Below are 20,360 nucleotides of genomic sequence, written 5' to 3'. Positions count from 1 at the left end.
CTCGATCCCCTGTGACGGCGGATCGATAGAAAGGCGAGCTAAAATGAACGATCTTCGCTTCCGTGATGTTGCGGTCAACGCCGAGCCGGCGCCCGCACCAACCATCGCAAAACAGCTTGCAATCATGCATGCTGCCGATGCAATCGAGCTTCTCAACGAGCTCGAACTCCCTGAATCCATTGAGATTCTTGCCGAGATGCCGCATGAGCCCGCCGTCTTGATCCTTGATCAGCCGGAGCTGCATGAGGCTGCCAATATCATAAAGGGCCTGCCCGCTGCCACCGCACGGGAACTGCTCGACGCCATGTCGATCGACCGCGTCACCGACATCTTCCAGCAGTTCGATGCGCAAACGCGTGTCCGGCTTGGCGTCGGTCTCGGGCCCGAGACAACGGCAGCCCTGCGCAAGCTCCTGCGCTATCCGCCACATACGGCAGGCAGCCTGATGACGACCGAATTTGTCAGCGTACCGTCCAACTGGACCGTCGCGCAGACGCTGCAGCACATTCGCGAAGTCGAGCGTTCGCGCGAAACCATTTATGCCATCTATGTCATTGATCCAGCAACGAAAAACCTGCTGCGAGCTGTTGCCCTGCGCCGCCTGATCACCAGCGAACCGGACGCCTCGATCATGAGTGTTGGTCGCGATGTCGCACCGGTAACGGTCGGTCCATTGACCGACCAGGAAGACGTGGCACGGCTCTTCCGCAAGCACGATCTGCTTGCCGTTCCGGTGGTCAATGACAGCAACCAGATCATCGGTATCGTCACCGTCGATGATGTGATCGACGCCATGACCCAGGAGATGACTGAGGATACGCTGAAGTTCGGCGGTATGGAGGCTTTGAACAAGCCTTATATGCAGATCGGCTTCGTGCAGATGCTGCGCAAGCGGGCCGGCTGGCTCGGCGTATTATTTTTGAGCGAAATGCTGACCGCCAGCGCCATGCAGCATTTCGAGGGTGAACTCGAAAAAGCGGTCGTTTTGACCCTTTTCATCCCGCTGATTATGAGTTCCGGCGGTAATTCCGGCTCTCAAGCCACATCTTTGCTCATCCGCGCCCTGGCCTTGCAGGAATTGCGGTTGAAGGATTGGTGGCGCGTTGCCTTGCGCGAAATACCAACCGGCCTCGTGCTCGGCTCTTTCCTCGGGCTGATTGGCGTTGTTCGCATCACGACCTGGCAGATGCTTGGTCTCTTTGATTATGGCCAGCATTGGCCGTTGGTCGCGGTAACTGTCGGCACGGCGCTGGTCGGCATCGTGACGTTCGGATCTCTTGCCGGCTCGATGTTGCCATTTGCCATGCAGAAGCTCGGCTTCGATCCGGCCAGCGCCTCGGCCCCGTTTGTGGCGACACTTGTTGATGTCACGGGGCTGGTGATTTATTTCAGTATCGCCCTGGTGATCCTGTCGGGGACTTTGCTCTGACTTTGCTTCTCAGCCAGAGGCCTGCATGGCTGCCATGCAGGCCAAAACGCTTTGCCCCCTTTCGCAATTGCGAAAAAACATGTATGGAGCGCGCAAATGTAAAGCGGCGCAGCTCAAGTGGCGTCCACAATCCTCCAAAGAGAACCTTATGAAACTGCGCAATATCGCGATCATCGCACACGTTGACCATGGCAAAACCACGCTTGTTGACGAACTATTGAAACAGTCCGGCAACTTCCGTGATAACCAGCGCGTCGGCGAACGGATGATGGATTCCAATGATATCGAACGCGAGCGCGGGATCACGATCCTTGCCAAGGCAACTTCGGTCATATGGAAAGACACCCGTATCAATATCGTCGATACCCCGGGTCACGCCGATTTCGGCGGGGAAGTCGAGCGTATCCTTTCCATGGTCGATGGCGCTATTGTTCTCGTCGATGCAGCCGAAGGCCCTATGCCCCAGACGAAATTCGTTGTCGGCAAAGCACTGAAGGTTGGCCTTCGTCCGATCGTTGCGATCAACAAGATCGATCGTCCCGACGCCCGCCACGAAGAAGTCGTGAACGAGGTCTTCGACCTCTTCGCCGCTCTCGACGCGACTGACGAACAGCTTGATTTCCCGATCCTTTATGGTTCCGGCCGTAATGGCTGGATGGCAACGAACCCGGAAGGTCCGAAGGATCAGGGTCTGGCAGCGCTTTTCGACATGGTTCTCGATCATGTCCCTGCGCCGACCGTTGGTGAAGGTCCATTCAAGATGATCGGCACGATCCTGGAAGCCGATCCTTTCCTTGGCCGCATCATTACTGGCCGTATTCATTCCGGTACCGTCAAGTCGAACCAACAGGTCAAAGTGTTGCACGGAGATGGCGCCCAGCTCGAAACGGGCCGTATCTCCAAGATTTTGGCATTCCGCGGTCTTGAACGCCAGCCAATCGAGGAAGCTCATGCCGGTGACATCGTTGCTATCGCAGGGCTGCAGAAGGGCACCGTCGCCGACACATTCTGCGCGCTTGAAGTGACCGAAGCTCTGCACGCCCAGCCCATCGATCCGCCGACCGTTACCATGTCCTTTATCGTTAATGACAGCCCGCTTGCCGGTACTGAGGGGGACAAGGTAACGAGCCGCGTTATCCGCGACCGCCTGATGAAGGAGGCCGAAGGCAATGTCGCTCTAAAGGTTGAAGAATCCGACGACAAGGATTCGTTCTTCGTCTCCGGACGCGGCGAATTGCAGCTTGCGGTTCTCATAGAAAACATGCGCCGTGAAGGTTTTGAGCTTAGCATATCGCGCCCCCGCGTCGTTCTGAAGAGAGACGAGACCGGTACTTTGCTCGAGCCGATCGAGGAAGTGCTGATTGACGTCGACGAGGAATATTCCGGCACCGTTGTGCAGAAGATGTCCGAACGCAAGGCTGAAATGGTCGAGCTTCGTCCGTCCGGTGGCAATCGCGTCCGCATGGTATTCTACGCCCCGACACGTGGTCTCATTGGCTATCAGTCTGAGCTTTTGACCGATACGCGCGGTACGGCTATCATGAACCGCCTGTTCCGTGCGTACGAGCCCTTTAAAGGCGAAATTGCCGGCCGTACCAATGGCGTTCTGATTTCCAACGACCAGGGCGAGTCCGTAGCCTTCGCCATGTGGAACCTCGAAGATCGTGGCGCAATGATTATCGAAGCTGGTATCAAGGTGTATGCCGGCATGATCATCGGCATCCATTCGCGCGACAACGATCTCGAAGTGAACATCCTGAAAGGCAAGAAGCTGACGAACATTCGTGCCGCAGGCAAGGATGAAGCTGTCAAGCTGACCCCGCCGATCCGCATGACACTTGAACGTGCTCTTGCCTGGATTCAGGACGATGAGCTGATGGAAGTAACGCCGAAATCCATTCGCCTTCGCAAGCTCTACCTCGATCCGAATGAACGCAAGCGCTTCGAAAAGAGCAGCAAAACCGCGGGCGCAGCCTAAATTCAACTGCTATACGTGAAGAAAAAGCGGCGGTCTTCGCCGCTTTTGTTTTTTCGTGCACACCATAAAAAACGTTTCCAATCATAGTTGCGAAACCGCCGGTTGCGGGTCTATGGTTAAAGGACCATGAACACCCATGTGATCGAGATAAGACGAGCCGAATTGGCCGACGCTGTGGCGATCTCAGCCATTCATCTGGCTGCGTGGAAGGGCGCTTATACGGGTATTATCCCGCACCGCGCTCTCAATACCATGTTGGAGCGCCGGAGCGCCAATTGGTGGGCCAAAGCCATCCAGCGCTCGACCCAGATCCTCGTTGCCGATGTCGGCGGCGTCGTTGCCGGTTATGCCACTCTCGGACCCAACCGGGCTCGCCAGTTGCCACAAAAAGGTGAAATCTATGAGCTTTATATCAGGCCGGAGTATCAGGGCTTTGGCCTTGGTTCGCGACTTCTCGGTGCTGCCCGCCGCAACCTTGGTGATCAGGGCCTGAAAGGTATGGTCGTCTGGGCACTAGAAGACAATGATCTCGCTGTTTCATTCTATCAGGGTGCAGGTGGCCGCGACGTTGCCGAGGGCGTCGAGTGTTTTGAAGGCAAGACTCTGAAGAAGATCGCTTTTGTCTGGAACTGATGCCGTATCAGATTCTTGATTCACTGCTCAAGTCGAGAGTTGTGTTTTGCCATTCGCACTCAATGAGCCTATCAATCGCTTCCCTGAACCCCAAGAAGCGACGGCATTGTTGCGCCGCGGCATAAAAATCAGTACAGGACTTCCATACTAACAAGGACACTGAAAATATGCGCATCGATGCCATTTCTGTCGGCAACAATCCCCCTGAAGATGTCAACGTAATCATCGAGGTTCCGGTCGGTGGTCAACCGATCAAGTACGAGCTCGACAAGGATTCGGGCGCGCTGTTCGTAGATCGCTTCCTGCACACGCCCATGACCTATCCAGGCAATTACGGCTTCGTGCCGCATACCCTGTCGGATGACGGCGATCCCATCGATGTGCTGATCTGCAATACCCGCGCGCTCATGCCTACCAGCGTAATCAATGTGCGCCCGATCGGCGTTCTTGTCATGGAAGACAACAAAGGACAGGACGAAAAGATCATTGCCGTTCCTTCGCCTCACCTGACGTTGCGCTACGAAAAGGTGCACAACTACACCGATCTGCCGGACATCACCCTGAAACAGATCCAGCATTTCTTTGAGCACTATAAGGATCTGGAGCCCGGCAAATGGGTGAAGATCGGGGATTGGGGCGATGAAGATGCCGCCCGCCAGCTCATCACCGAAGCAATCGAACGTCACAACGCCAAGAAGGTCTGATAATCAGACTTCGGGCGGTGCGAGAATCGCAAGCTTCAAAGCCAGTTCCTCCGGATCGCCCGAAATTCTTACCTGCTTCAGCCGCGAAGTTGCTCCGGTGGCAATCATTACGTCTCGCGGCGCAAGACCCAGCCATTTTGCCAGCAACTTTACCAGCGCGGCATTGGCCTTTCCGTCTTCGGGAACCGCACGCACCCGTGCTTTCAGGTGACCGCGCCCGTCGTCCGTCGCTTCCACCCCTTCAATCGCATCCTTTGCAGATTTCGGTGTCAGGCGCACAAGGAGCGTGATCCCGTCACGCTCCTTGCGAAAATACAATGGCGTTCTCGTCAAACCAGAATCGGTGCGATCGTGGTCCAGAGAAACTGGCGAACGAAGAAGATAATCAGTAATAGGACTATCGGAGAAATATCGATCCCGCCGAGATCAGGAAGAAAGCGGCGGATGGGCCGAAGGGCCGGCTCGGTGACGCGATAAAGGAAGTCCCCTACAGAAGCAACAAACCGGTTGCTCGAATTGATCACGTTGAACGCGTAGAGCCATGAGAAGATCGCGCTGGCGATAAGGATCCAGGTATAAATGTCGAGGGCCAGATCGATGGTGCGGATGAGGGCGAGCATACAGGTCTCCTAAGATTTCCACGACATGTAGCGATTGGCTGGCTCACGAGCAAGAGGGCGTGATAAACGCGGGCGCTAAACACCCCATCCAGATGCTATCACGACAGTATTCGTTGTTTGACTATTCAGGCTATCGACGGTGCCTATGGTATTACGATCTGTTGATCTTGACCGATATTGTTGAATTTAAAAAACAGGAATAAATTTGCGTTTGTGATTCGGGCTATCCCGGCCTGCTCTCCATCCTAGGGGGTTTCCATGCTCAATAAACTGTCGGCCGAATTCTTCGGCACATTCTGGCTTGTCTTGGGCGGCTGCGGCAGCGCTGTTATTGCCGCTGCATTTCCGGACGTCGGTATCGGTTTGCTTGGTGTTTCCTTTGCGTTTGGTCTTACGGTTCTAACCATGGCCTATGCGGTCGGCGGAATTTCCGGCGGCCATTTCAATCCCGCTGTTTCGCTCGGCCTTGCCGTTGCGGGACGCTTCGACTTCAAGGATCTCATTCCCTACTGGATCGCGCAGGTTGTCGGCGCCATTGTTGCTGCTGCCGTTCTATATCTGATTGCATCAGGCAAGGCCGATTTTACAGCGGGTGGCTTTGCTTCCAATGGTTATGGCGACCTTTCGCCCGGCAAGTATGGCTTGACCGCTGCGCTTGTCGCGGAAATCGTGTTCACTGCCTTCTTCATCATCATCATTCTCGGCGCGACGTCTGCTTCAGTTCCGGCTGGCTTTGCGCCAATCCCCATCGGTCTTGGCCTGACGCTGATCCATCTGGTTTCGATTCCGGTGACAAATACCTCCGTTAATCCGGCTCGTTCCACAGGCGTCGCTCTTTTTGCCGAAACCGCCGCGCTCGGCCAGCTTTGGCTGTTCTGGGTTGCCCCGCTCATTGGCGCGGCACTCGGCGCTATCATCTGGAAATCCCTGCTCGGTAAAGATTCGGAAACTTCTGTTACAGCAGCTGCAAGCGCAGCTTGATAAAAATGGGCCGGTTAAAACCGGCCCATTTCATTTGCCCAATCGTATAATATTTCTGATTTGCTTATCCCTTTTCACGGCAAACTCGTCTAAAAGAAGCCTCCCGATTCCGGAGCCTTTCAACGAAATGACCATCTCCGAAACGAATGCGGCTCACGATCGTTATGCCGCGTTTCGCCATTCGTCCTTTACCCGCTATTGGCTGGCACGCTTCTTCGGCTCCTTTGCCATACAGATCATCAGCGTTTCCGTCGGCTGGCAAATCTATGATTTGACGCGCGATCCCTTCTATCTTGGCATCGTCGGGCTCGTACAATTTGCGCCATCGCTGCTGCTGGTGCTCGTTACCGGTGCGGCTTCCGACCGGTTCGGGCGGCGATTGATCATGGGGCTTTCGTTGTGCGTCGAGGTGATCTGTGCCGCTCTGCTGCTCCTATTGACAACAACCCACCTGTTTGCGCCGGGGCTCGTTTTCATCATTCTGGCGGGCTTTGGCATTGGCAGAGCGTTCCTTGGACCCGCATCCTCGTCGTTAGTCGTCAATCTCGTGCCAACGGAGACATTTTCCAACGCCGTGTCGTGGAATTCCTCAGCCTGGCAGATTGCAACGATCGTCGGCCCGGTTGCGGGCGGCCTTCTCTATGGCGTTTCACCCATCGCCGCCTATGGGGTGGCCTGTGTCATGCTCATTACTGCTGCCATCAGCACGTTTTCCATTCCAAAACCGGCCCAGCACACGCTACACGAAAAGAGGTCGCTCCGGACTCTGTTGGCGGGCTTCCACTACATCTGGAAAGAAAAAGTGGTCCTCGGTGCGATCTCGCTCGATCTGTTTGCTGTGCTTTTGGGCGGAGCCGTGGCACTCCTGCCGGTCTATGCGCGCGATGTATTGCAGCTCGGCCCATGGGGGCTTGGCATGCTGCGTGCTGCGCCTGGCATCGGTGCCATCCTGACTGCCGTCTGGCTGACCGGCCATCCCATTCGCGACCATGCGGGTATTATCATGTTCGCGTTCGTCGCTCTTTTCGGTTTGCTGACGGTAATGTTCGGCATATCCGATATTGCCTGGTTGTCGATCATGGTGCTTGCGTTGATGGGTGCGGCCGACATGATCAGTGTCTATATCCGCGAAACGCTGCTGCAATTGTGGACGCCCGACCACGTGCGGGGCCGTGTCAACGCCGTGAACATGGTTTTTGTCGGCGCCTCCAATGAGCTTGGCGAATTCCGTGCTGGCGTCATGGCTTCGCTCATTGGAACCGTGCCGGCAGTCGTCTTCGGTGGTCTGGGAACAGTGGCTGTTGCCGGCCTTTGGGCCTATTGGTTTCCGCAATTGCGCAAGGCGCGCAATTTGCAGGGCAGGACCTGAGTGGTCCATCTCAAACCAGTACAGGCTCTCCAAAAATCGTCGCTAGGAAGCGATGCAGCCACGCCTTGAGAACCGCGTCATGGATCATCCTGCCGTCCAGATGATCCCGGCCCTGCTGCGCGCCGCATAAGGTAAATCGTTCCGAGCCTCGCACGACCCAACGATGCATCATGGCGCGTGTCAGTTCCGCATGGAACTGGACGCCCCAGGCATTCTTGCCATAACGGAACGCCTGGTTGGGATAGGAACTGCCGGTCGCGAGCAAAGTTGCAGTCTGCGGCAGCTCAAAGCCTTCGCGATGGAAATGATAGACCATCGACGGCCAGTCCATTAGGGCGCGACCGGCTTCCGTCGGTTCGAGGGGATACCAGCCGATTTCGACAAGACCATCCGGATGAGGACCAACGCGGCCGCCGAGGTGGTTGGCAAGCATTTGAGCACCGAGGCAAATGCCGAGAAAGGGCTTGTCCTCGGCAAGAGGCACGGACAGCCAATCTGTTTCCGCTTGCACAAAATCTTCGGGATCATTGGCGCTCATCGGACCACCGAAGATGATGGCTCCTGCATGGTCTTCTAGTGTTTCCGGCAATGGATCGCCGAGGGGCGGGCGGCGAATGTCGAGGGCAAAACCCGCTTCGAGCAGCAATTGGCCGACGCGGCCGGGACTGGAACGTTCCTGGTGCAGCACCGTCAGGATTTTGGGACGCTGCGACTGTCCACCTTCCATCCAGCCAGTTTGGTACATGCGCCTTGGTCCTATTCCTCTTGCACCGTCTGTTTGGCGCGAAGCGCCGCCCTTTGCTTCACGGTCACCCGGTCGCGGGTCGATACGCCGATCAACTCCGCCACACGCCAGACGACATTGTCCTCGAGTTCGTGCGCGCTTCCGTCGGCAAAGACAACGTCCCACATGAGCTCAATGAATCTGATGCGAGCCTCTTCGTCAAGATTGCGCTTGATGATGCTGGTGAAACTGTAAAGGTCGACCGCCTCCTGGTCGGCCTGTTCGCCATCGTCGAGAAGACGCTTTAGCGCCTCACCCTTCAGGCCATAGGCTTCGGAGATCAGTTGTGAGACGCGTTTGCGTTCCACCTTGCCGCGCTCGCCATCTGCGTCCATCACATGGAACAGCAAGGCCGCTGCCGCAAGACGCGGATCTTTCCTGGAGAAATGCTCCTTACTGTTTTCGCCGGACGGTAAGGATTTGAAAAACGTCACGAGACGGTCGAGCATAAAGGAAATCTTTCGGGGTCTATTTGAATGGCACTGATCCACCCATATAGCTGTTTATGCGCCTGAACCACTGTACATCTTGCCGCAAAGACGACACAGACCTTCACGTTTCGATGATTAGAAAAGCCGGAACTTCTTGTTTGACCGCTCCGCTCCATCTTCAGGCCGAACGCCCGGGTCATCTGGTACAGGGAAGGCGAGTTCCTCGTTCTGCTCCTTGGATTTCATCGGCTTTTCCGGAAAAGCAGGCAAAACGGAAGCAATTCTCTCCGGATTGACCGTTTCTGTCGGCTTCGAGACCGACCGTTCCCCAGGCTTTGCCGGTGATTCAAATTGCACGATTTCGGCATCCACGACATCCGCATGGTCGCGATCTTCCTTGGAAATTGGTTTTTTCGCTTCCAGAACCACTGGCTTGGCCGGTATGAGCGGCTTCACTTCTTCGCGAGGTCGCGCTGGTTCTGTTGCCAACGCCCTGTCGAAATCATCGCCGGAATCGATGACTGGACCGAGCTGTTCGACCGGAACCTTCCATTCGAAGGCATTGAGTCTGCCCGTTACCGGAGATGCAGGCGCCCAGCGTTCGGACACATAGCCGTCTGCCGTCCACGCTGGATCGCGTGGCGCTTTGACGGCACGCGACAGCCATTGCCGGACGCGGCCCTGATCGCCGGTTTGCGCTTCTTCGATGTCAGCCAGCAGAAGGTAGGCACTCTCGCGCGGTGCAGTGCGGAGCACCGCTTCCGCCGCCTCCCGCGCTTCCTTCAGTTCGCCAGCCGCCAGCGCGGAGTGGGCGATGGCGAGGCTCGATTCGGGATGATGCGGATAGAGCGATGCAAGATGCCGGGCGCGTTTCAGACGATCGATCACCGAATCGCCAAGCCGTGCGTGCACATAGGTTTCTGCAACCTCCGGATGCGGTTCCTTCTTCCAGCTGTATTCCAGGATTTTGGATCCTTTGCGCAAATCGCCTTGGCTGAACAGCGCCTTTGCCGCGATAATAGCAGCCGGTATGAGATCAGGCGCGAGTTTGTTGGCCTCGATGGCGATCGGTTTGGCACTCGCCGGATCGCTTTCGAAGGTTTCGATCGCCTTGGCCGCCAGGAGTGCAGCGCGCTCACGCTTGGCCTTCTCCTTGTCGATCTGCTTGGTCGCTTTCTGCTTTTCGAGCAGCAGGAGCGCTCCGTCCCAGTCGCCATAGGTGGTTTTCTGGCCAAGTGCGGCCGACGCTGCCCATTCGACATTGGGAGCCAGCAAAGCAGCTTCCTCGGCGTAATGTCTTGAGGCATCGCGTGCGCCAAGGCGCTGCGCTTCGAGGTAAAGTCCCCGCAGCCCGAGGAGCTTCGTTTCGGGATCGTCGAGCATAGTTTCGAACTTGGCCCGCGCAGCCTCGGCGCGCCCCTCCAGCATGGCCGCCTGCGCATCGAGCAGCTTGATGAGCGGCTCCTGATCGACGTTCAGCAACTTTTCCGCCTGCTTGATCATTCGGCGTGCGGTCTCGCCATCACCAGCACCTGCTGCGATCAGGCCTGTCGACAGCGACTGATAGCCCCGATCACGTTTGCGCGCACGGAAATGACGGCGCAGCGCGTAGGGCGATGTGACGAGGCTCTTGACAATCCACCAAGTCAGCATGACTGCAGCGACAATCGCGACAATCGCAGACGCTGCCACCATTAGAGTGACCTTGTATTGCATGCCGGCAAGGGTAACGACGAGATCGCCCGGCCGATCGGCTAGCCAAGCAAAACCAACACCGAGTGATAGGACAACGAGGAAGAAGAACAGAATACGGATCATGATCTTGCTCCTAGTTAGCCGTTGCCGGGGACTTTATGCCAGTCAAGGCATCGGACAAAACCTTCGACACGACCTCTCCGGCCCTTTGACGCGCCTTCATGGCGTTGGCAAAGTCGCCCGAGACCGCCTTGGCATTTTCCGGCAGCTTTTCCCATTCGGCAACAGCGGCGCCAAGATCGCCTACGTTCAAGTGCGCTTCAATTCGGGCAGTAATCGCGTCAACGCCCTCGCCCTCGACCATGCCAACAGGACGCGCCTGCACCAGGCTCGTCGCGCTTGCCCATAAGCGATCGACCACTCCGGCATTGGGATCGACTGTATGAGCGCTTGCGATGATTTTGGGAGCGACTTCAGCGAATTGGCCTGCCAGCATGCCGACCGTCGGAATGCCTTTTGTAGCAGAGGCACGAAGTATCTCAACGTCTCCCGCTGCTGGCGCGACCGCGAGATAGGTGTCAAGCTCGGCCGCGAAGGGCTCACCACGATCGATAGCGGCTTTCAGCCCCGTTGCGGCCATAGCCAGCGCCATATTAGTTTGATCAGACTTGTCGTTGACCTTTGCCTCCAGGGCGTTCAGACGTTCCGTAGCGCCCGCTGCGGCGCCGCCAGCCTGCTCTGCCTGCTGCTGACTGCTGTTGAGCTTCGTTTCCAGAGCGGCAATGCGCGCATCGATGGCGTCAGTGTCAACGGGAGAGGCGGAGCCAGCACTTTTCTGGATATCTGCGACACTTTGCTTGATCGTGTTGAGCTCAGCGGAGAGGCCCGAAACTTGGCCTACCGCCTGCTTGGCGTTTTCCACGGCACCATTCAGCGCCACCTGCGCGCCTTCATCCAATGTCTGCGTCACTGCTGGCACGTTGCGCAATTCAGCTATCTGCTGCTCGAGCGCCGAAGTATCCGCCTTTGGTGACGGCAGCACACCGGCCCACTGCAGGACAGCAGCGCCGACAAGGGCTACAACGCCGCCAATGAATCCCGACGCCAGGCGGCCAAGAGGATCGTTTGCCTTTTGGTTCGATCGGGCTGAGGCTGACACGGGTTTCGAATCGCCAGAGAATTCCTCCCGTCCGAACGCCTGTGTTTCGTCCGGCGCGCTGGAAATCGCCGGTTGCGCCTCTTCGACAGTTTTATGTTCTGCCTCCACCATCGGCTCGAAGCCAACCGGCTCCGGTTCCGGTACATTTTTTGACTTGAGTGATGTCTCTATCACGGAGGACGGCACCAGTTCGATCGTCACCGGTTTACGGGCAGATTTCGAATGACGCGGAACTGAGGATTTGGCCATGAAAACTCTCTCAAAACGGATGGTTCGATGCAAATCCAAAGCTAGCAAGGAAGTTCTGTTAGTGGAACCATCCGTTTGCTTTGCTGGCAAGACAGCAAATGGTACTACGCTGGAAGCAGATCAAACAATGCGGCCTCGTTCGGTCGCTTTGCAACAGAAATAGATGTAATTTTTTTGCCCTCCAGAACATCGGCAATGCGATTGGATAGACAAATAAACTTTGTATTTTCAAAAAGATAATCAAATTCTACTCGTTCCAACAATTGCAAAAAAGCCTCTGCCCCCCTGCGGGAATAGAGCAGGCAGATATTAACGCCCCGATTGCTGAAAAAATCGATCAAAAAATCAGTTGAGTAACTGACTGAGTCCGTGCCGTAAACGGGAAGTGGATCAATTTGCCTTCCGTGTGCCAAAATGGATTCCTCGAAATCCGGCGCCCGCACCCGGCCAGTGAGATAAAGGATGCGAGCGCCCGGTTTCACCGAAATATCGAGCGTTTCACCGAGGGAGTCGCCGTCGCCATCACCGACCGACACATTTTTGAAGCCTATCCTCCGCGCCAAATCGGCGGTCACATCGCCCACGACGAAACAGGGCAGATCGAGGATAGAACCGAGAAACTCCTCCGGAGCGTGCCGAAGTGCGTTGGCGCTGGTTATCGCAACCGCATCGAATGACCTGGCAGGCAGAGTAACAGGCACTGGCGCAATTTCGGTTAACGGCAAGACAAGCGGCTCATAACCCAGGCCACGCAGGCGCTCGGCGGTTCTGGTCGCGCCCGGCTGTGGCCGTGTGACCAAAACCGTTTTCGCCATCAGAACCAGTCCGTGAAGAAATGTTGCCCGGCGAGCTTGCGCACTCGCAACGCTGCATCGCGCCCGATCTCAGCAGCATCAGAGAACGCACCCTCACCTGTGACCTCATGCGCCTCACTGCCATCTGGCAGGAGAATCATACCGTGGAACTGAAGCCTCTCTCCCGAGATTGTTGCGAGGCCGGCAATCGGCGTACGGCAGGAGCCGTCGAGAGCCCCAAGGAACGCGCGTTCGCACGCGAGCGCCGTTGACGTTGGCAGGTGGTTGAGGGGTGCTAAGAATGTATCGATGCGATCATCGCCAATACGGCTTTCCACCGTAATCGCGCCTTGTCCCGGTGCTGGCGGAAAAGCTTTGGCATCCATCAATTCGTTAGCCACATGGCCAAGGCCGAGGCGCTTCAATCCGGCATAGGCAAGGAATGTCGCATCCACCTCGCCATCCGCGAGCTTGCGCAGACGTGTTTCGACATTGCCGCGGAAATTAACAACCTTGAGGTCAGGACGAGCACGCAGGATCAGGGCCTGCCGCCGCAGGGATGCGGAACCGACGACTGCCCTATGCGGCAGGTCGAGCAACCTCTTGACGTCCCGGCCAATAAAGGCGTCGCGCGGGTCTTCGCGTTCGAGGAAGACAGAGAGGTGCAGCCCTTGTGGCAGAAAGGTCGGCATATCCTTTGACGAATGCACAGCGAGATCGATGCGCCCGTCGGCAAGCTGTTCCTCGATTTCGAGCGTGAACAGGCCTTTTCCGCCGACTTCAGCCAAGGGCCGATCCTGTATCCGGTCACCACTGGTAGAAATAATCACGATTTCGATGTCTTCTTCGCGAAGTCCGTGGGCCTTTATCAGAAGGTCACGCGTCTCACGGGCTTGTGCGAGCGCCAGCGCACTCCCACGTGTACCGATCTTGAGCGTTTTTGTTTGCATTAGCCGCTGTCCGTGTTACGCGAATTCGAGTTAAGCGTTCTACTAACGACCTTTTATCAGGTCGACAATGCGGCGAAGGATATCAGGTTTATCGATGCGGGTACTAGGTATTGAGACAAGCTGTGACGAAACGGCAGCGGCGATAGTCGAGCGCGATGATCAAGGCCGCGGCCGTATCCTGTCGAACGTTGTCCTGAGCCAGATTGATGACCATGCGCCCTATGGCGGTGTGGTACCGGAAATTGCCGCGCGCGCCCATGTCGAGGTGCTTGATCGATTGATCGGCCAGGCGTTGCACGAAGCGCAAATAACATTGGACGATGTCGATGCGGTGGCTGCCACAGCCGGTCCGGGCTTGATCGGCGGATTGATTGTCGGTCTGATGACCGGAAAGGCGATCGCAATGGCCGGTCAGAAGCCTTTTTACGCCATCAATCATCTCGAAGGCCATGCGCTGACCCCGCGCCTGACTGACCGCATTGATTTTCCTTATTTGCTGCTGCTGGTCTCCGGCGGCCACACACAGATGGTTCTGGTCAAGGGGCTAGGCGATTATGAACGGCTAGGCACGACCATCGACGATGCTCTCGGTGAGGCATTCGATAAAACCGCCAAGCTGCTCGGCCTGCCCTACCCGGGCGGTCCCGAGGTGGAAAAAGCGGCTTTGCTCGGCGATCCCGGCCGCTTCACCCTGCCGCGTCCCCTGAAAGGTGAGGAGAGACTGGATTTCTCCTTTTCAGGTCTAAAAACAGCTGTGCGGCAACTGGCGACGACGTTGGAGCCGCTATCACAGATCGACGTCAATGATATTTGCGCCGCCTTCCAGACTGCAGTTGCCGATACCTTAAATGATCGCGTTTCGCGCTCATTGCTGCGGTTTCGCGCTAGTTTCCCGAACGTGAAGGAGCCCGCATTGGTTGTTGCCGGTGGTGTTGCCGCAAACACGGTCCTTCGCGACTGCCTGCAGCGCCTATGTTCGGATAATGGCTTCCGCTTCATCGCGCCGCCCATGGCGCTGTGCACCGACAATGCCGCCATGATTGCCTGGGCAGGTGCCGAACGGGCTGGTGTCACGCCCGCCGATTCGCTCGATATTGCGCCGCGCTCGCGCTGGCCGCTAGACATGCATTCAACCCCTTTGATCGGCGCAGGCCGCCGCGGAGCCAAGGCATGAGCCGCAAGCCGTCGATTGCCGTAGTTGGAGGCGGCGCCTGGGGCACTGCGCTCGGGACAATGGCTGCCCGTAACGGCAACGCTGTCAGGCTTTATGCACGTGATGCCGCTGTCGTTAAGTCCATCAATACCGACCATCGCAACGATGCCTATCTACCGGGAATCGAACTCCACCCCACGCTCACGGCAAATACGAACGCTCGGGAAGTTCTAAACAATAGCGACCTCATTTTATGTGTTATTCCAGCGCAAGCGCTCGCTGGCGCTATGCAGCAATTGAAAGACCTGATTCCGTCCTCCACGCCGTTGGTGATCTGTGCCAAGGGCATCGAGCGCCATAGCGGTCTGCTGATGTCCGATCTGGTCGCCAAGATTATGCCCGATCAGGCTCTTGGAGCCCTCTCAGGGCCAAGTTTCGCAACCGACGTGGCAAAAGGATTGCCAACCGCGGTCACAGTCGCGGCACGCAGTCAGGCGCTTGCCGACCGCATTGCCCTAATGCTGTCTGGCCCGACTTTCCGCTGTTATTCGACCGATGATCTCACCGGTGTGGAAATCGGTGGTGCACTCAAGAATGTGCTCGCCATTGCCGCCGGGGCAGCGATAGGCCGCGGTTTTGGCGCCAGTGCTCAGGCGGCGCTCGTCACCCGCGGTTTTGTCGAATTGCGCAGGATCGGCCAGGCTATGGGCGCAAGGCCGGAGACGATCATGGGGCTGTCCGGTCTCGGCGATCTCATGCTTACTTGCTCTACGCCGCAATCGCGCAATTATTCCTATGGGCTCGCGCTCGGACGGGGCGAGGATCTGACAGGCCGACCGTTAGCGGAAGGCGTGGCCACGGCTGCCATCGCTGCGGAACTTGCCGCCCGTAACAATATCGAGGCGCCGATCATTGCGGCCGTCGCGCAGATACTCGACCGCCACATCACCATCGACGAGGCCATGGAGGCGCTGCTGGCGCGGCCGCTCAAGAATGAGAGTTAAACCAGGAGACTACGAATGCTCTATGCCCTTCTGTGCAACGACAAGCCTGATCATTTGCAATTGCGCCTCGACACGCGCGCCGTTCATCTGGATTATTTGAACAGCCTGGGTGATCGCCTGAAATTTGCCGGGCCGTTCCTTGGCGATGATGCCAAGCCGAACGGCAGCCTGGTTGTTATTGAAGCCTCCGATCTGGCTGTTGCGAGGGAGATGGCGGCTAACGACCCCTATGCCAAGGCTGGGCTTTTCGCCTCTGTCGACATCCGTCCCTGGAATTGGGCAATCAAGAATCCGGACAACAAATAGGACCTAAAATGGCATTCTGGCTATTCAAATCCGAACCTGACTCATGGTCTTGGGAAAAACAAAAGGCTGCAGGTGCCAAGGGCACCGAGTGGACCGGCGTGCGCAACTATCAAGCACGCAACAATATGCGCGCCATGCAGATCGGCGACAAAGGCTTCTTCTACCATTCGAATGAAGGGCTGGACGTCGTCGGCATCGTCGAGGTTTGTGCCCTCGCCCATCACGATTCGACCACTGACGACCCACGCTGGGAATGCGTCGATATCCGCGCCGTCAAGGATGTGCCAATTCCAGTAACCTTGAAGGACGTCAAGGCTAATCCAAAGCTGGAAAAGATGGCGCTGGTTACGTCCATGCGGCTATCGGTACAACCGGTAACGCCGGACGAATGGAAAGAGGTTTGCCGCATGGGCGGGCTGGTTCCAGCACCCGAATGACCTCATCCCGTGGTTGAGCCTGCTCTCGATCCTGACAGCGACCGCTATCGCCGGTTCGTTCTGGCGAATACCACTTTGCAATCACCCCCGCATGTGCCGGAGATCAAGCTCTATCTCGCCGATGAAGCCCATGACCTCTGGCACCGTACAGAAGACGAACTGGCAACAATCGGCCTGCCGCCACCTTTCTGGGCCTTTGCCTGGGCTGGTGGCCAGGGCGTGGCGCGCTATGTGCTCGACCATCCCGAAACAGTTGCAAACGCTGTTGTCCTCGATTTCGCTTCTGGCTCCGGTCTGGTCGGCATTGCTGCTGCTCAGGCGGGAGCGAAGCGTGTCATCTCCTGCGATATCGACCCGTTTGCCCGCCCGGCGATCGCTCTGAACGCCGGTGCAAATCATGCAACAGTCGAGATTCGAGTCGATGATCTGATTGGCAGCGACGACAATTGGGATGTCGTTCTGGCCGGTGACGTTTTTTATGACAAGCTACTGGCCGACAGACTTATACCTTGGTTCACTGCGCTGGCTGCCCGCGGTGCGAACATCATCGTCGGCGATCCAGGCCGTTCCTATTTCCCGAAGAACCTATTGGAATCACTTGCAGTCTACACAGTTCCAGTGACCCGGGTCCTCGAAGACGCTGATGTGAAACAAACAACCGTTTGGCGCTTCGAGCGCTAGCACAGTACGCGAATGACCGTCTGAGCTGAAAGATAAGGCAAGAGCCTGTCCATATCGGCGCGGCTCAACGCTATACAGCCCTCCGTCGGCGTGTAGCCCGATCGTGCAAGGTGAAAGAAAATGGCGCTACCCTTGGCTCGGCGCCGCTGATTGATGTTCCAGTCCATGACGATGCAGATGTCGTACAAATTATCCTTGCGCCACATGGTTTCGTGACTTGCACCATAGGGAATCCGGACTTTCCGGTTGTAATTGCGATCATTGCTGACCTCGCACCAACCGTCGTCGCGACGTAGAGCTCTCAGCGGCAGTGTACATGAACTGTGCACCTTCTTGTCGGGCCGTTTGAAACCATAGAGGAGACGCATCCGTGCCAATGGCGTTGCGCCGTCGCCTTCGCGCTTGAAGGCAGTAATTCCGCCCTTGCCCAGCGCACAGCGCAGAACCATGTTGCCTGCGATCAGCTGACCTTGGCTTGCATGGCCCGGCCTTCGACGAACATCAATTATTTTCAAGGACCTGCGACTCACACTTGCCTCATAAAAAGCATTTTTATGTCAGACTGATGCGCCGCATAACCAATATCAAGTCGATCCCCTTTCTTTCCTGTACTATTCGACTTAAATTCCAACGACTTCTTTCCATCTGCGGGAGATCCGATGACAGCGCGCACCATTCTTATCGTCGATGATGATGCAGACCTACGAGCCATTCTGGTCGAACAGCTTAGCCTCTATGAAGAATTCCAGATCATCGAGGAAGACAATGCCACCAAAGCCATTCAGACAGCGAGAAACGGCGTCGTCGATCTCCTGATCATGGATGTCGGATTACCCGACATGGACGGGCGCGAGGCGATCAAGCTTTTGCGTAAAGGCGGCTTCAAAGCCCCGGTCATCATGCTGACCGGCCATGACACTGATTCGGACACCATCCTTGGCCTTGAATCAGGCGCCAACGACTATGTGACCAAGCCTTTCCGCTTCGCCGTCCTGTTGGCGCGCATTCGGGCACAACTCCGCCAGCATGAGCAAAGCGAGGACGCAACATTCGTTGTCGGGCCTTATACGTTCAAGCCCGGACAGAAGATGCTCATCGATGCAAAGGGGGGCAAGATACGGCTGACTGAGAAGGAAGTCGCTATAATCAAATATCTTTACCGCGCGGGCGGCAAGGTCATTACAAGGGATGTCTTGCTTGAAGAGGTGTGGGGATACAACTCTGGGGTGACGACGCACACGCTGGAGACGCATGTGTACCGGTTACGGCAGAAAATCGAGCATGATCCATCCAATTCAACCATACTCGTCACCGAAAGCGGGGGATACAAGCTCATTCCTTGATGCCGCTTGCTGCGCCATGCCTCTTTTTTGAGGCATAAAGGACGCAGCACATTAATGATTTGCGCATAATCCCTTCAAAAATCGAAGGTGATTTTTTGGGGTTATGCGCGGCGCCAATCTAGGTATATGTCTGTTATTGCATGGCAATTGAAGATGATATTCGCATTCTGGAGACGGTGGGGCTGTTCGAGACGTTTACGCGCGACCAGTTGCGTCTGCTCGCCTTCGGCACAGAGCGGCTGGTTTTGCGCGAAGGCCGTGAACTCTACCGCGAGGGTCAGGCCGCAGATTGCGCCTATGTCATTGATCGTGGTGACATTTCCCTGTTTCGCGAAGGACCATCCGGCCGCATAATCCTGAAGACAGTCGGTCCTGGCGCCGTCCTCGGCGAAATGGCGATCATCGCCCAGACCAAGCGCCTGACCAGCGCCATGGCCGAATCCGAGACCGAGGTCATCCGGCTCAATCGTTCGCTTTTCCGGCGTATTCTCGAGGAATACCCCGAAATCGCTGCCGCGCTGCACGATCAGATATCTGCGGACCTCACCGAGATGATCGAGGCAATCACCAAGTACGAGCATTTGTTCGACGAACGCTGACTCGCGTCAACACAACCAAATTACCCGCATTGATTGAATTTCTTGCACCAGAATCGAGGATTCTTGCATAGGATTCGGGTAAGTTCGTGCAAGATTCGAATATTCTTCTGCAATTCTTGTTCCGGATCAGGCTCAGTCCAAATCAAAACGTGCAATGACCGGAACATGGTCCGACGGTCTCTCCCATCCGCGTGCCTCGCGAAGGATGGTGATGTCGGTCAGATCGGTTTCGAGATCCGGCGAACCCCAGATGTGATCCAGCCGCCGTCCTCGATCGGCCGCCGCCCAATCGGCGGCGCGATAGCTCCACCATGTATAGATCTTCTCATGCGGCGGAATGTGGTGGCGCATAAGATCGCTCCAGCCGCCATTCTTGCGCAGTGCTTCCAGTCCCTCGGTCTCGATCGGCGTATGGCTGACGACCTTCAAAAGTTGCTTGTGCGACCAGACGTCGGTTTCGAGCGGTGCAATGTTGAGATCGCCGACCAGCAGAGAGGCATGGCCGTCACCATGGACAGCATTCATCGCCTTCATCTCGTCGATGAAACCAAGCTTGTGCTTGAACTTCGGATTGATCTCCGGGTCCGGCTCATCGCCCCCGGCAGGAACGTAGAAATTATGGATGCGCAGCCGCTTCGACCCGGCAGTCACCACCGTGCTCAAATGCCGGCAATCGGCGATATCGCAAAACCCGACGCGCGCCGGTTCGGTCAGGGCGCGGCGCGATAGGGTCGCGACACCATGGTAGCCTTTCTGGCCGCTGATCTCGATATGCTCATAGCCAGCCATATGAAAAGCTTCGCGCGGGAAGAGATCGTCCGGGCATTTGGTTTCCTGAAGGCACAGCACATCCGGTTGATATTCACGCAGAAATTGCAGAACCAACGGCAAGCGCAGGCGCACCGAATTGATGTTCCAGGTAGCAACGGAAAAGGGCATGGGGACTCGCAAGATGGATGGACGGCACTGTTTGCAGTGCGTGGTTCGACAAGCTCACCATGAGGAATGTGGTTGTCTGGCATCGACAGTCGCCAAAGTTGGCGCTCTAAACGTTGCGAGCT

At 56.6% G+C, this 20,360-nt stretch carries 23 protein-coding genes; 13 read left to right on the top strand and 10 right to left on the bottom strand.

Annotated elements, in window-relative coordinates:
- The first annotated feature begins 43 nt into the window (after positions 1 to 43).
- The 4 genes from mgtE to ppa all read left to right on the top strand — a co-directional run bounded on the left by mgtE (position 44) and on the right by ppa (position 4,744).
- Entirely contained in the window at positions 44 to 1,429 is a 1,386-nt protein-coding gene (gene mgtE, locus ACSQ3H_RS04575) for a magnesium transporter (protein ID WP_436115952.1), read from the top strand.
- A gap of 148 nt (positions 1,430 to 1,577) precedes the next feature.
- The gene (typA, locus tag ACSQ3H_RS04570; protein ID WP_436115951.1) at positions 1,578 to 3,407 is read left to right on the top strand and encodes a translational GTPase TypA; all 1,830 of its coding nucleotides are present in this window, start codon (positions 1,578 to 1,580) and stop codon (positions 3,405 to 3,407) included.
- Between the two features lie 126 nt (positions 3,408 to 3,533).
- Entirely contained in the window at positions 3,534 to 4,040 is a 507-nt protein-coding gene (locus tag ACSQ3H_RS04565; RefSeq protein WP_436115950.1) for an N-acetyltransferase family protein, read from the top strand.
- Between the two features lie 167 nt (positions 4,041 to 4,207).
- Positions 4,208 to 4,744: an inorganic diphosphatase gene (gene ppa / locus ACSQ3H_RS04560; protein WP_436115949.1), complete on the top strand. Its 537-nt coding sequence runs from the start codon at positions 4,208 to 4,210 to the stop codon at positions 4,742 to 4,744.
- A gap of 3 nt (positions 4,745 to 4,747) precedes the next feature.
- On the opposite strand, the gene ACSQ3H_RS04555 is transcribed toward ppa, so the two are convergent.
- Positions 4,748 to 5,062 (bottom strand): DUF167 family protein, encoded by a 315-nt coding sequence (locus ACSQ3H_RS04555; RefSeq protein WP_436115948.1) that lies wholly within the window; start codon positions 5,060 to 5,062, stop codon positions 4,748 to 4,750.
- An 11-nt stretch (positions 5,063 to 5,073) separates the two neighbouring features.
- Positions 5,074 to 5,364, bottom strand: a complete 291-nt coding sequence (locus ACSQ3H_RS04550) for a YggT family protein (protein WP_436115947.1) — start codon at positions 5,362 to 5,364, stop codon at positions 5,074 to 5,076.
- Positions 5,365 to 5,622: 258 nt separating this feature from the next.
- On the opposite strand from ACSQ3H_RS04550, the gene aqpZ reads away from it, so the two are divergent.
- A complete protein-coding gene (gene aqpZ, locus ACSQ3H_RS04545) occupies positions 5,623 to 6,345 on the top strand; it encodes an aquaporin Z (protein ID WP_436115946.1) in 723 nt (240 codons plus the stop codon).
- A 127-nt stretch (positions 6,346 to 6,472) separates the two neighbouring features.
- Positions 6,473 to 7,714 (top strand): MFS transporter, encoded by a 1,242-nt coding sequence (locus ACSQ3H_RS04540; RefSeq protein ID WP_436115945.1) that lies wholly within the window; start codon positions 6,473 to 6,475, stop codon positions 7,712 to 7,714.
- Between the two features lie 10 nt (positions 7,715 to 7,724).
- On the opposite strand, the gene ACSQ3H_RS04535 is transcribed toward ACSQ3H_RS04540, so the two are convergent.
- From ACSQ3H_RS04535 to hemC, 6 genes are all read right to left on the bottom strand, one after another.
- Positions 7,725 to 8,459: a glutamine amidotransferase gene (locus ACSQ3H_RS04535; RefSeq protein ID WP_436115944.1), complete on the bottom strand. Its 735-nt coding sequence runs from the start codon at positions 8,457 to 8,459 to the stop codon at positions 7,725 to 7,727.
- A gap of 11 nt (positions 8,460 to 8,470) precedes the next feature.
- Positions 8,471 to 8,947, bottom strand: a complete 477-nt coding sequence (locus ACSQ3H_RS04530) for a TerB family tellurite resistance protein (protein ID WP_436115943.1) — start codon at positions 8,945 to 8,947, stop codon at positions 8,471 to 8,473.
- A 117-nt stretch (positions 8,948 to 9,064) separates the two neighbouring features.
- Positions 9,065 to 10,747: a heme biosynthesis protein HemY gene (locus tag ACSQ3H_RS04525; protein WP_436115942.1), complete on the bottom strand. Its 1,683-nt coding sequence runs from the start codon at positions 10,745 to 10,747 to the stop codon at positions 9,065 to 9,067.
- Positions 10,748 to 10,757: 10 nt separating this feature from the next.
- Positions 10,758 to 12,032 (bottom strand): COG4223 family protein, encoded by a 1,275-nt coding sequence (locus ACSQ3H_RS04520; RefSeq protein ID WP_436115941.1) that lies wholly within the window; start codon positions 12,030 to 12,032, stop codon positions 10,758 to 10,760.
- Between the two features lie 104 nt (positions 12,033 to 12,136).
- A complete protein-coding gene (locus ACSQ3H_RS04515) occupies positions 12,137 to 12,847 on the bottom strand; it encodes a uroporphyrinogen-III synthase (RefSeq protein WP_436115940.1) in 711 nt (236 codons plus the stop codon).
- Positions 12,847 to 13,776, bottom strand: coding sequence for a hydroxymethylbilane synthase (gene hemC / locus ACSQ3H_RS04510; RefSeq protein WP_436115939.1), 930 nt, complete (start codon positions 13,774 to 13,776; stop codon positions 12,847 to 12,849). Before hemC ends, ACSQ3H_RS04515 begins: the two co-directional genes overlap by 1 nt.
- Positions 13,777 to 13,870: 94 nt before the next feature.
- On the opposite strand from hemC, the gene tsaD reads away from it, so the two are divergent.
- Genes tsaD through ACSQ3H_RS04485 form a run of 5 tightly spaced genes read left to right on the top strand, consistent with a single transcriptional unit; the run spans position 13,871 to position 17,357 of the window.
- Positions 13,871 to 14,950, top strand: a complete 1,080-nt coding sequence (gene tsaD, locus ACSQ3H_RS04505) for a tRNA (adenosine(37)-N6)-threonylcarbamoyltransferase complex transferase subunit TsaD (RefSeq protein WP_436115938.1) — start codon at positions 13,871 to 13,873, stop codon at positions 14,948 to 14,950.
- Positions 14,947 to 15,933 (top strand): NAD(P)H-dependent glycerol-3-phosphate dehydrogenase, encoded by a 987-nt coding sequence (locus ACSQ3H_RS04500; protein ID WP_436115937.1) that lies wholly within the window; start codon positions 14,947 to 14,949, stop codon positions 15,931 to 15,933. Before tsaD ends, ACSQ3H_RS04500 begins: the two co-directional genes overlap by 4 nt.
- 15 nt (positions 15,934 to 15,948) lie before the next feature.
- On the top strand, positions 15,949 to 16,239 hold the full coding sequence (locus ACSQ3H_RS04495) for a YciI-like protein (protein ID WP_436115936.1): 291 nt from the start codon (positions 15,949 to 15,951) through the stop codon (positions 16,237 to 16,239).
- Between the two features lie 8 nt (positions 16,240 to 16,247).
- Positions 16,248 to 16,676, top strand: coding sequence for an EVE domain-containing protein (locus tag ACSQ3H_RS04490; RefSeq protein WP_436115935.1), 429 nt, complete (start codon positions 16,248 to 16,250; stop codon positions 16,674 to 16,676).
- Positions 16,677 to 16,685: 9 nt separating this feature from the next.
- Complete coding sequence (locus tag ACSQ3H_RS04485; protein WP_436115934.1) at positions 16,686 to 17,357, top strand: class I SAM-dependent methyltransferase; 672 nt, start codon at positions 16,686 to 16,688, stop codon at positions 17,355 to 17,357.
- Here the strand turns inward: ACSQ3H_RS04485 and ACSQ3H_RS04480 are convergent.
- Positions 17,354 to 17,806, bottom strand: coding sequence for a L,D-transpeptidase family protein (locus tag ACSQ3H_RS04480; RefSeq protein WP_436115933.1), 453 nt, complete (start codon positions 17,804 to 17,806; stop codon positions 17,354 to 17,356). The two genes, ACSQ3H_RS04485 and ACSQ3H_RS04480, sit on opposite strands and share 4 nt — an antisense overlap.
- A 210-nt stretch (positions 17,807 to 18,016) precedes the next feature.
- Here ACSQ3H_RS04480 and ACSQ3H_RS04475 point away from each other — a divergent pair, with 210 nt between their 5' ends.
- Together ACSQ3H_RS04475 and ACSQ3H_RS04470 are read left to right on the top strand one after the other, a co-directional pair.
- The gene (locus ACSQ3H_RS04475; RefSeq protein ID WP_436115932.1) at positions 18,017 to 18,700 is read left to right on the top strand and encodes a response regulator transcription factor; all 684 of its coding nucleotides are present in this window, start codon (positions 18,017 to 18,019) and stop codon (positions 18,698 to 18,700) included.
- A 140-nt stretch (positions 18,701 to 18,840) separates the two neighbouring features.
- Entirely contained in the window at positions 18,841 to 19,299 is a 459-nt protein-coding gene (locus ACSQ3H_RS04470) for a cyclic nucleotide-binding domain-containing protein (protein WP_436115931.1), read from the top strand.
- Between the two features lie 132 nt (positions 19,300 to 19,431).
- Here ACSQ3H_RS04470 and ACSQ3H_RS04465 read toward each other — a convergent pair whose 3' ends face one another.
- Positions 19,432 to 20,238 carry an exodeoxyribonuclease III gene (locus ACSQ3H_RS04465; RefSeq protein WP_436115930.1) on the bottom strand — a complete coding sequence of 269 codons (807 nt, stop codon included), beginning with the start codon at positions 20,236 to 20,238 and terminating at the stop codon, positions 19,432 to 19,434.
- Positions 20,239 to 20,360: the final 122 nt, after the last annotated feature.

This window comes from Phyllobacterium sp. LjRoot231, assembly GCF_964253365.1.
Classification (GTDB): Bacteria; Pseudomonadota; Alphaproteobacteria; order Rhizobiales; family Rhizobiaceae; genus Phyllobacterium.
This window is presented reverse-complemented; position numbering and strand designations above follow the sequence as displayed.

Coding starts and splice junctions, on each gene's coding strand:
- ppa (WP_436115949.1), top strand. CDS start 4,208: ATGCGCATCGATGCCATTTCTGTCGGCAACAATCCCCCTGAAGATGTC.
- ACSQ3H_RS04465 (WP_436115930.1), bottom strand. CDS start 20,238: ATGCCCTTTTCCGTTGCTACCTGGAACATCAATTCGGTGCGCCTGCGC.
- ACSQ3H_RS04535 (WP_436115944.1), bottom strand. CDS start 8,459: ATGTACCAAACTGGCTGGATGGAAGGTGGACAGTCGCAGCGTCCCAAA.
- tsaD (WP_436115938.1), top strand. CDS start 13,871: ATGCGGGTACTAGGTATTGAGACAAGCTGTGACGAAACGGCAGCGGCG.
- ACSQ3H_RS04495 (WP_436115936.1), top strand. CDS start 15,949: ATGCTCTATGCCCTTCTGTGCAACGACAAGCCTGATCATTTGCAATTG.
- ACSQ3H_RS04470 (WP_436115931.1), top strand. CDS start 18,841: ATGGCAATTGAAGATGATATTCGCATTCTGGAGACGGTGGGGCTGTTC.
- ACSQ3H_RS04565 (WP_436115950.1), top strand. CDS start 3,534: ATGAACACCCATGTGATCGAGATAAGACGAGCCGAATTGGCCGACGCT.
- ACSQ3H_RS04500 (WP_436115937.1), top strand. CDS start 14,947: ATGAGCCGCAAGCCGTCGATTGCCGTAGTTGGAGGCGGCGCCTGGGGC.
- ACSQ3H_RS04490 (WP_436115935.1), top strand. CDS start 16,248: ATGGCATTCTGGCTATTCAAATCCGAACCTGACTCATGGTCTTGGGAA.
- ACSQ3H_RS04515 (WP_436115940.1), bottom strand. CDS start 12,847: ATGGCGAAAACGGTTTTGGTCACACGGCCACAGCCGGGCGCGACCAGA.
- ACSQ3H_RS04530 (WP_436115943.1), bottom strand. CDS start 8,947: ATGCTCGACCGTCTCGTGACGTTTTTCAAATCCTTACCGTCCGGCGAA.
- mgtE (WP_436115952.1), top strand. CDS start 44: ATGAACGATCTTCGCTTCCGTGATGTTGCGGTCAACGCCGAGCCGGCG.
- ACSQ3H_RS04475 (WP_436115932.1), top strand. CDS start 18,017: ATGACAGCGCGCACCATTCTTATCGTCGATGATGATGCAGACCTACGA.
- ACSQ3H_RS04550 (WP_436115947.1), bottom strand. CDS start 5,364: ATGCTCGCCCTCATCCGCACCATCGATCTGGCCCTCGACATTTATACC.
- ACSQ3H_RS04480 (WP_436115933.1), bottom strand. CDS start 17,806: ATGGTTCTGCGCTGTGCGCTGGGCAAGGGCGGAATTACTGCCTTCAAG.
- ACSQ3H_RS04525 (WP_436115942.1), bottom strand. CDS start 10,747: ATGATCCGTATTCTGTTCTTCTTCCTCGTTGTCCTATCACTCGGTGTT.
- aqpZ (WP_436115946.1), top strand. CDS start 5,623: ATGCTCAATAAACTGTCGGCCGAATTCTTCGGCACATTCTGGCTTGTC.
- hemC (WP_436115939.1), bottom strand. CDS start 13,776: ATGCAAACAAAAACGCTCAAGATCGGTACACGTGGGAGTGCGCTGGCG.
- typA (WP_436115951.1), top strand. CDS start 1,578: ATGAAACTGCGCAATATCGCGATCATCGCACACGTTGACCATGGCAAA.
- ACSQ3H_RS04540 (WP_436115945.1), top strand. CDS start 6,473: ATGACCATCTCCGAAACGAATGCGGCTCACGATCGTTATGCCGCGTTT.
- ACSQ3H_RS04520 (WP_436115941.1), bottom strand. CDS start 12,032: ATGGCCAAATCCTCAGTTCCGCGTCATTCGAAATCTGCCCGTAAACCG.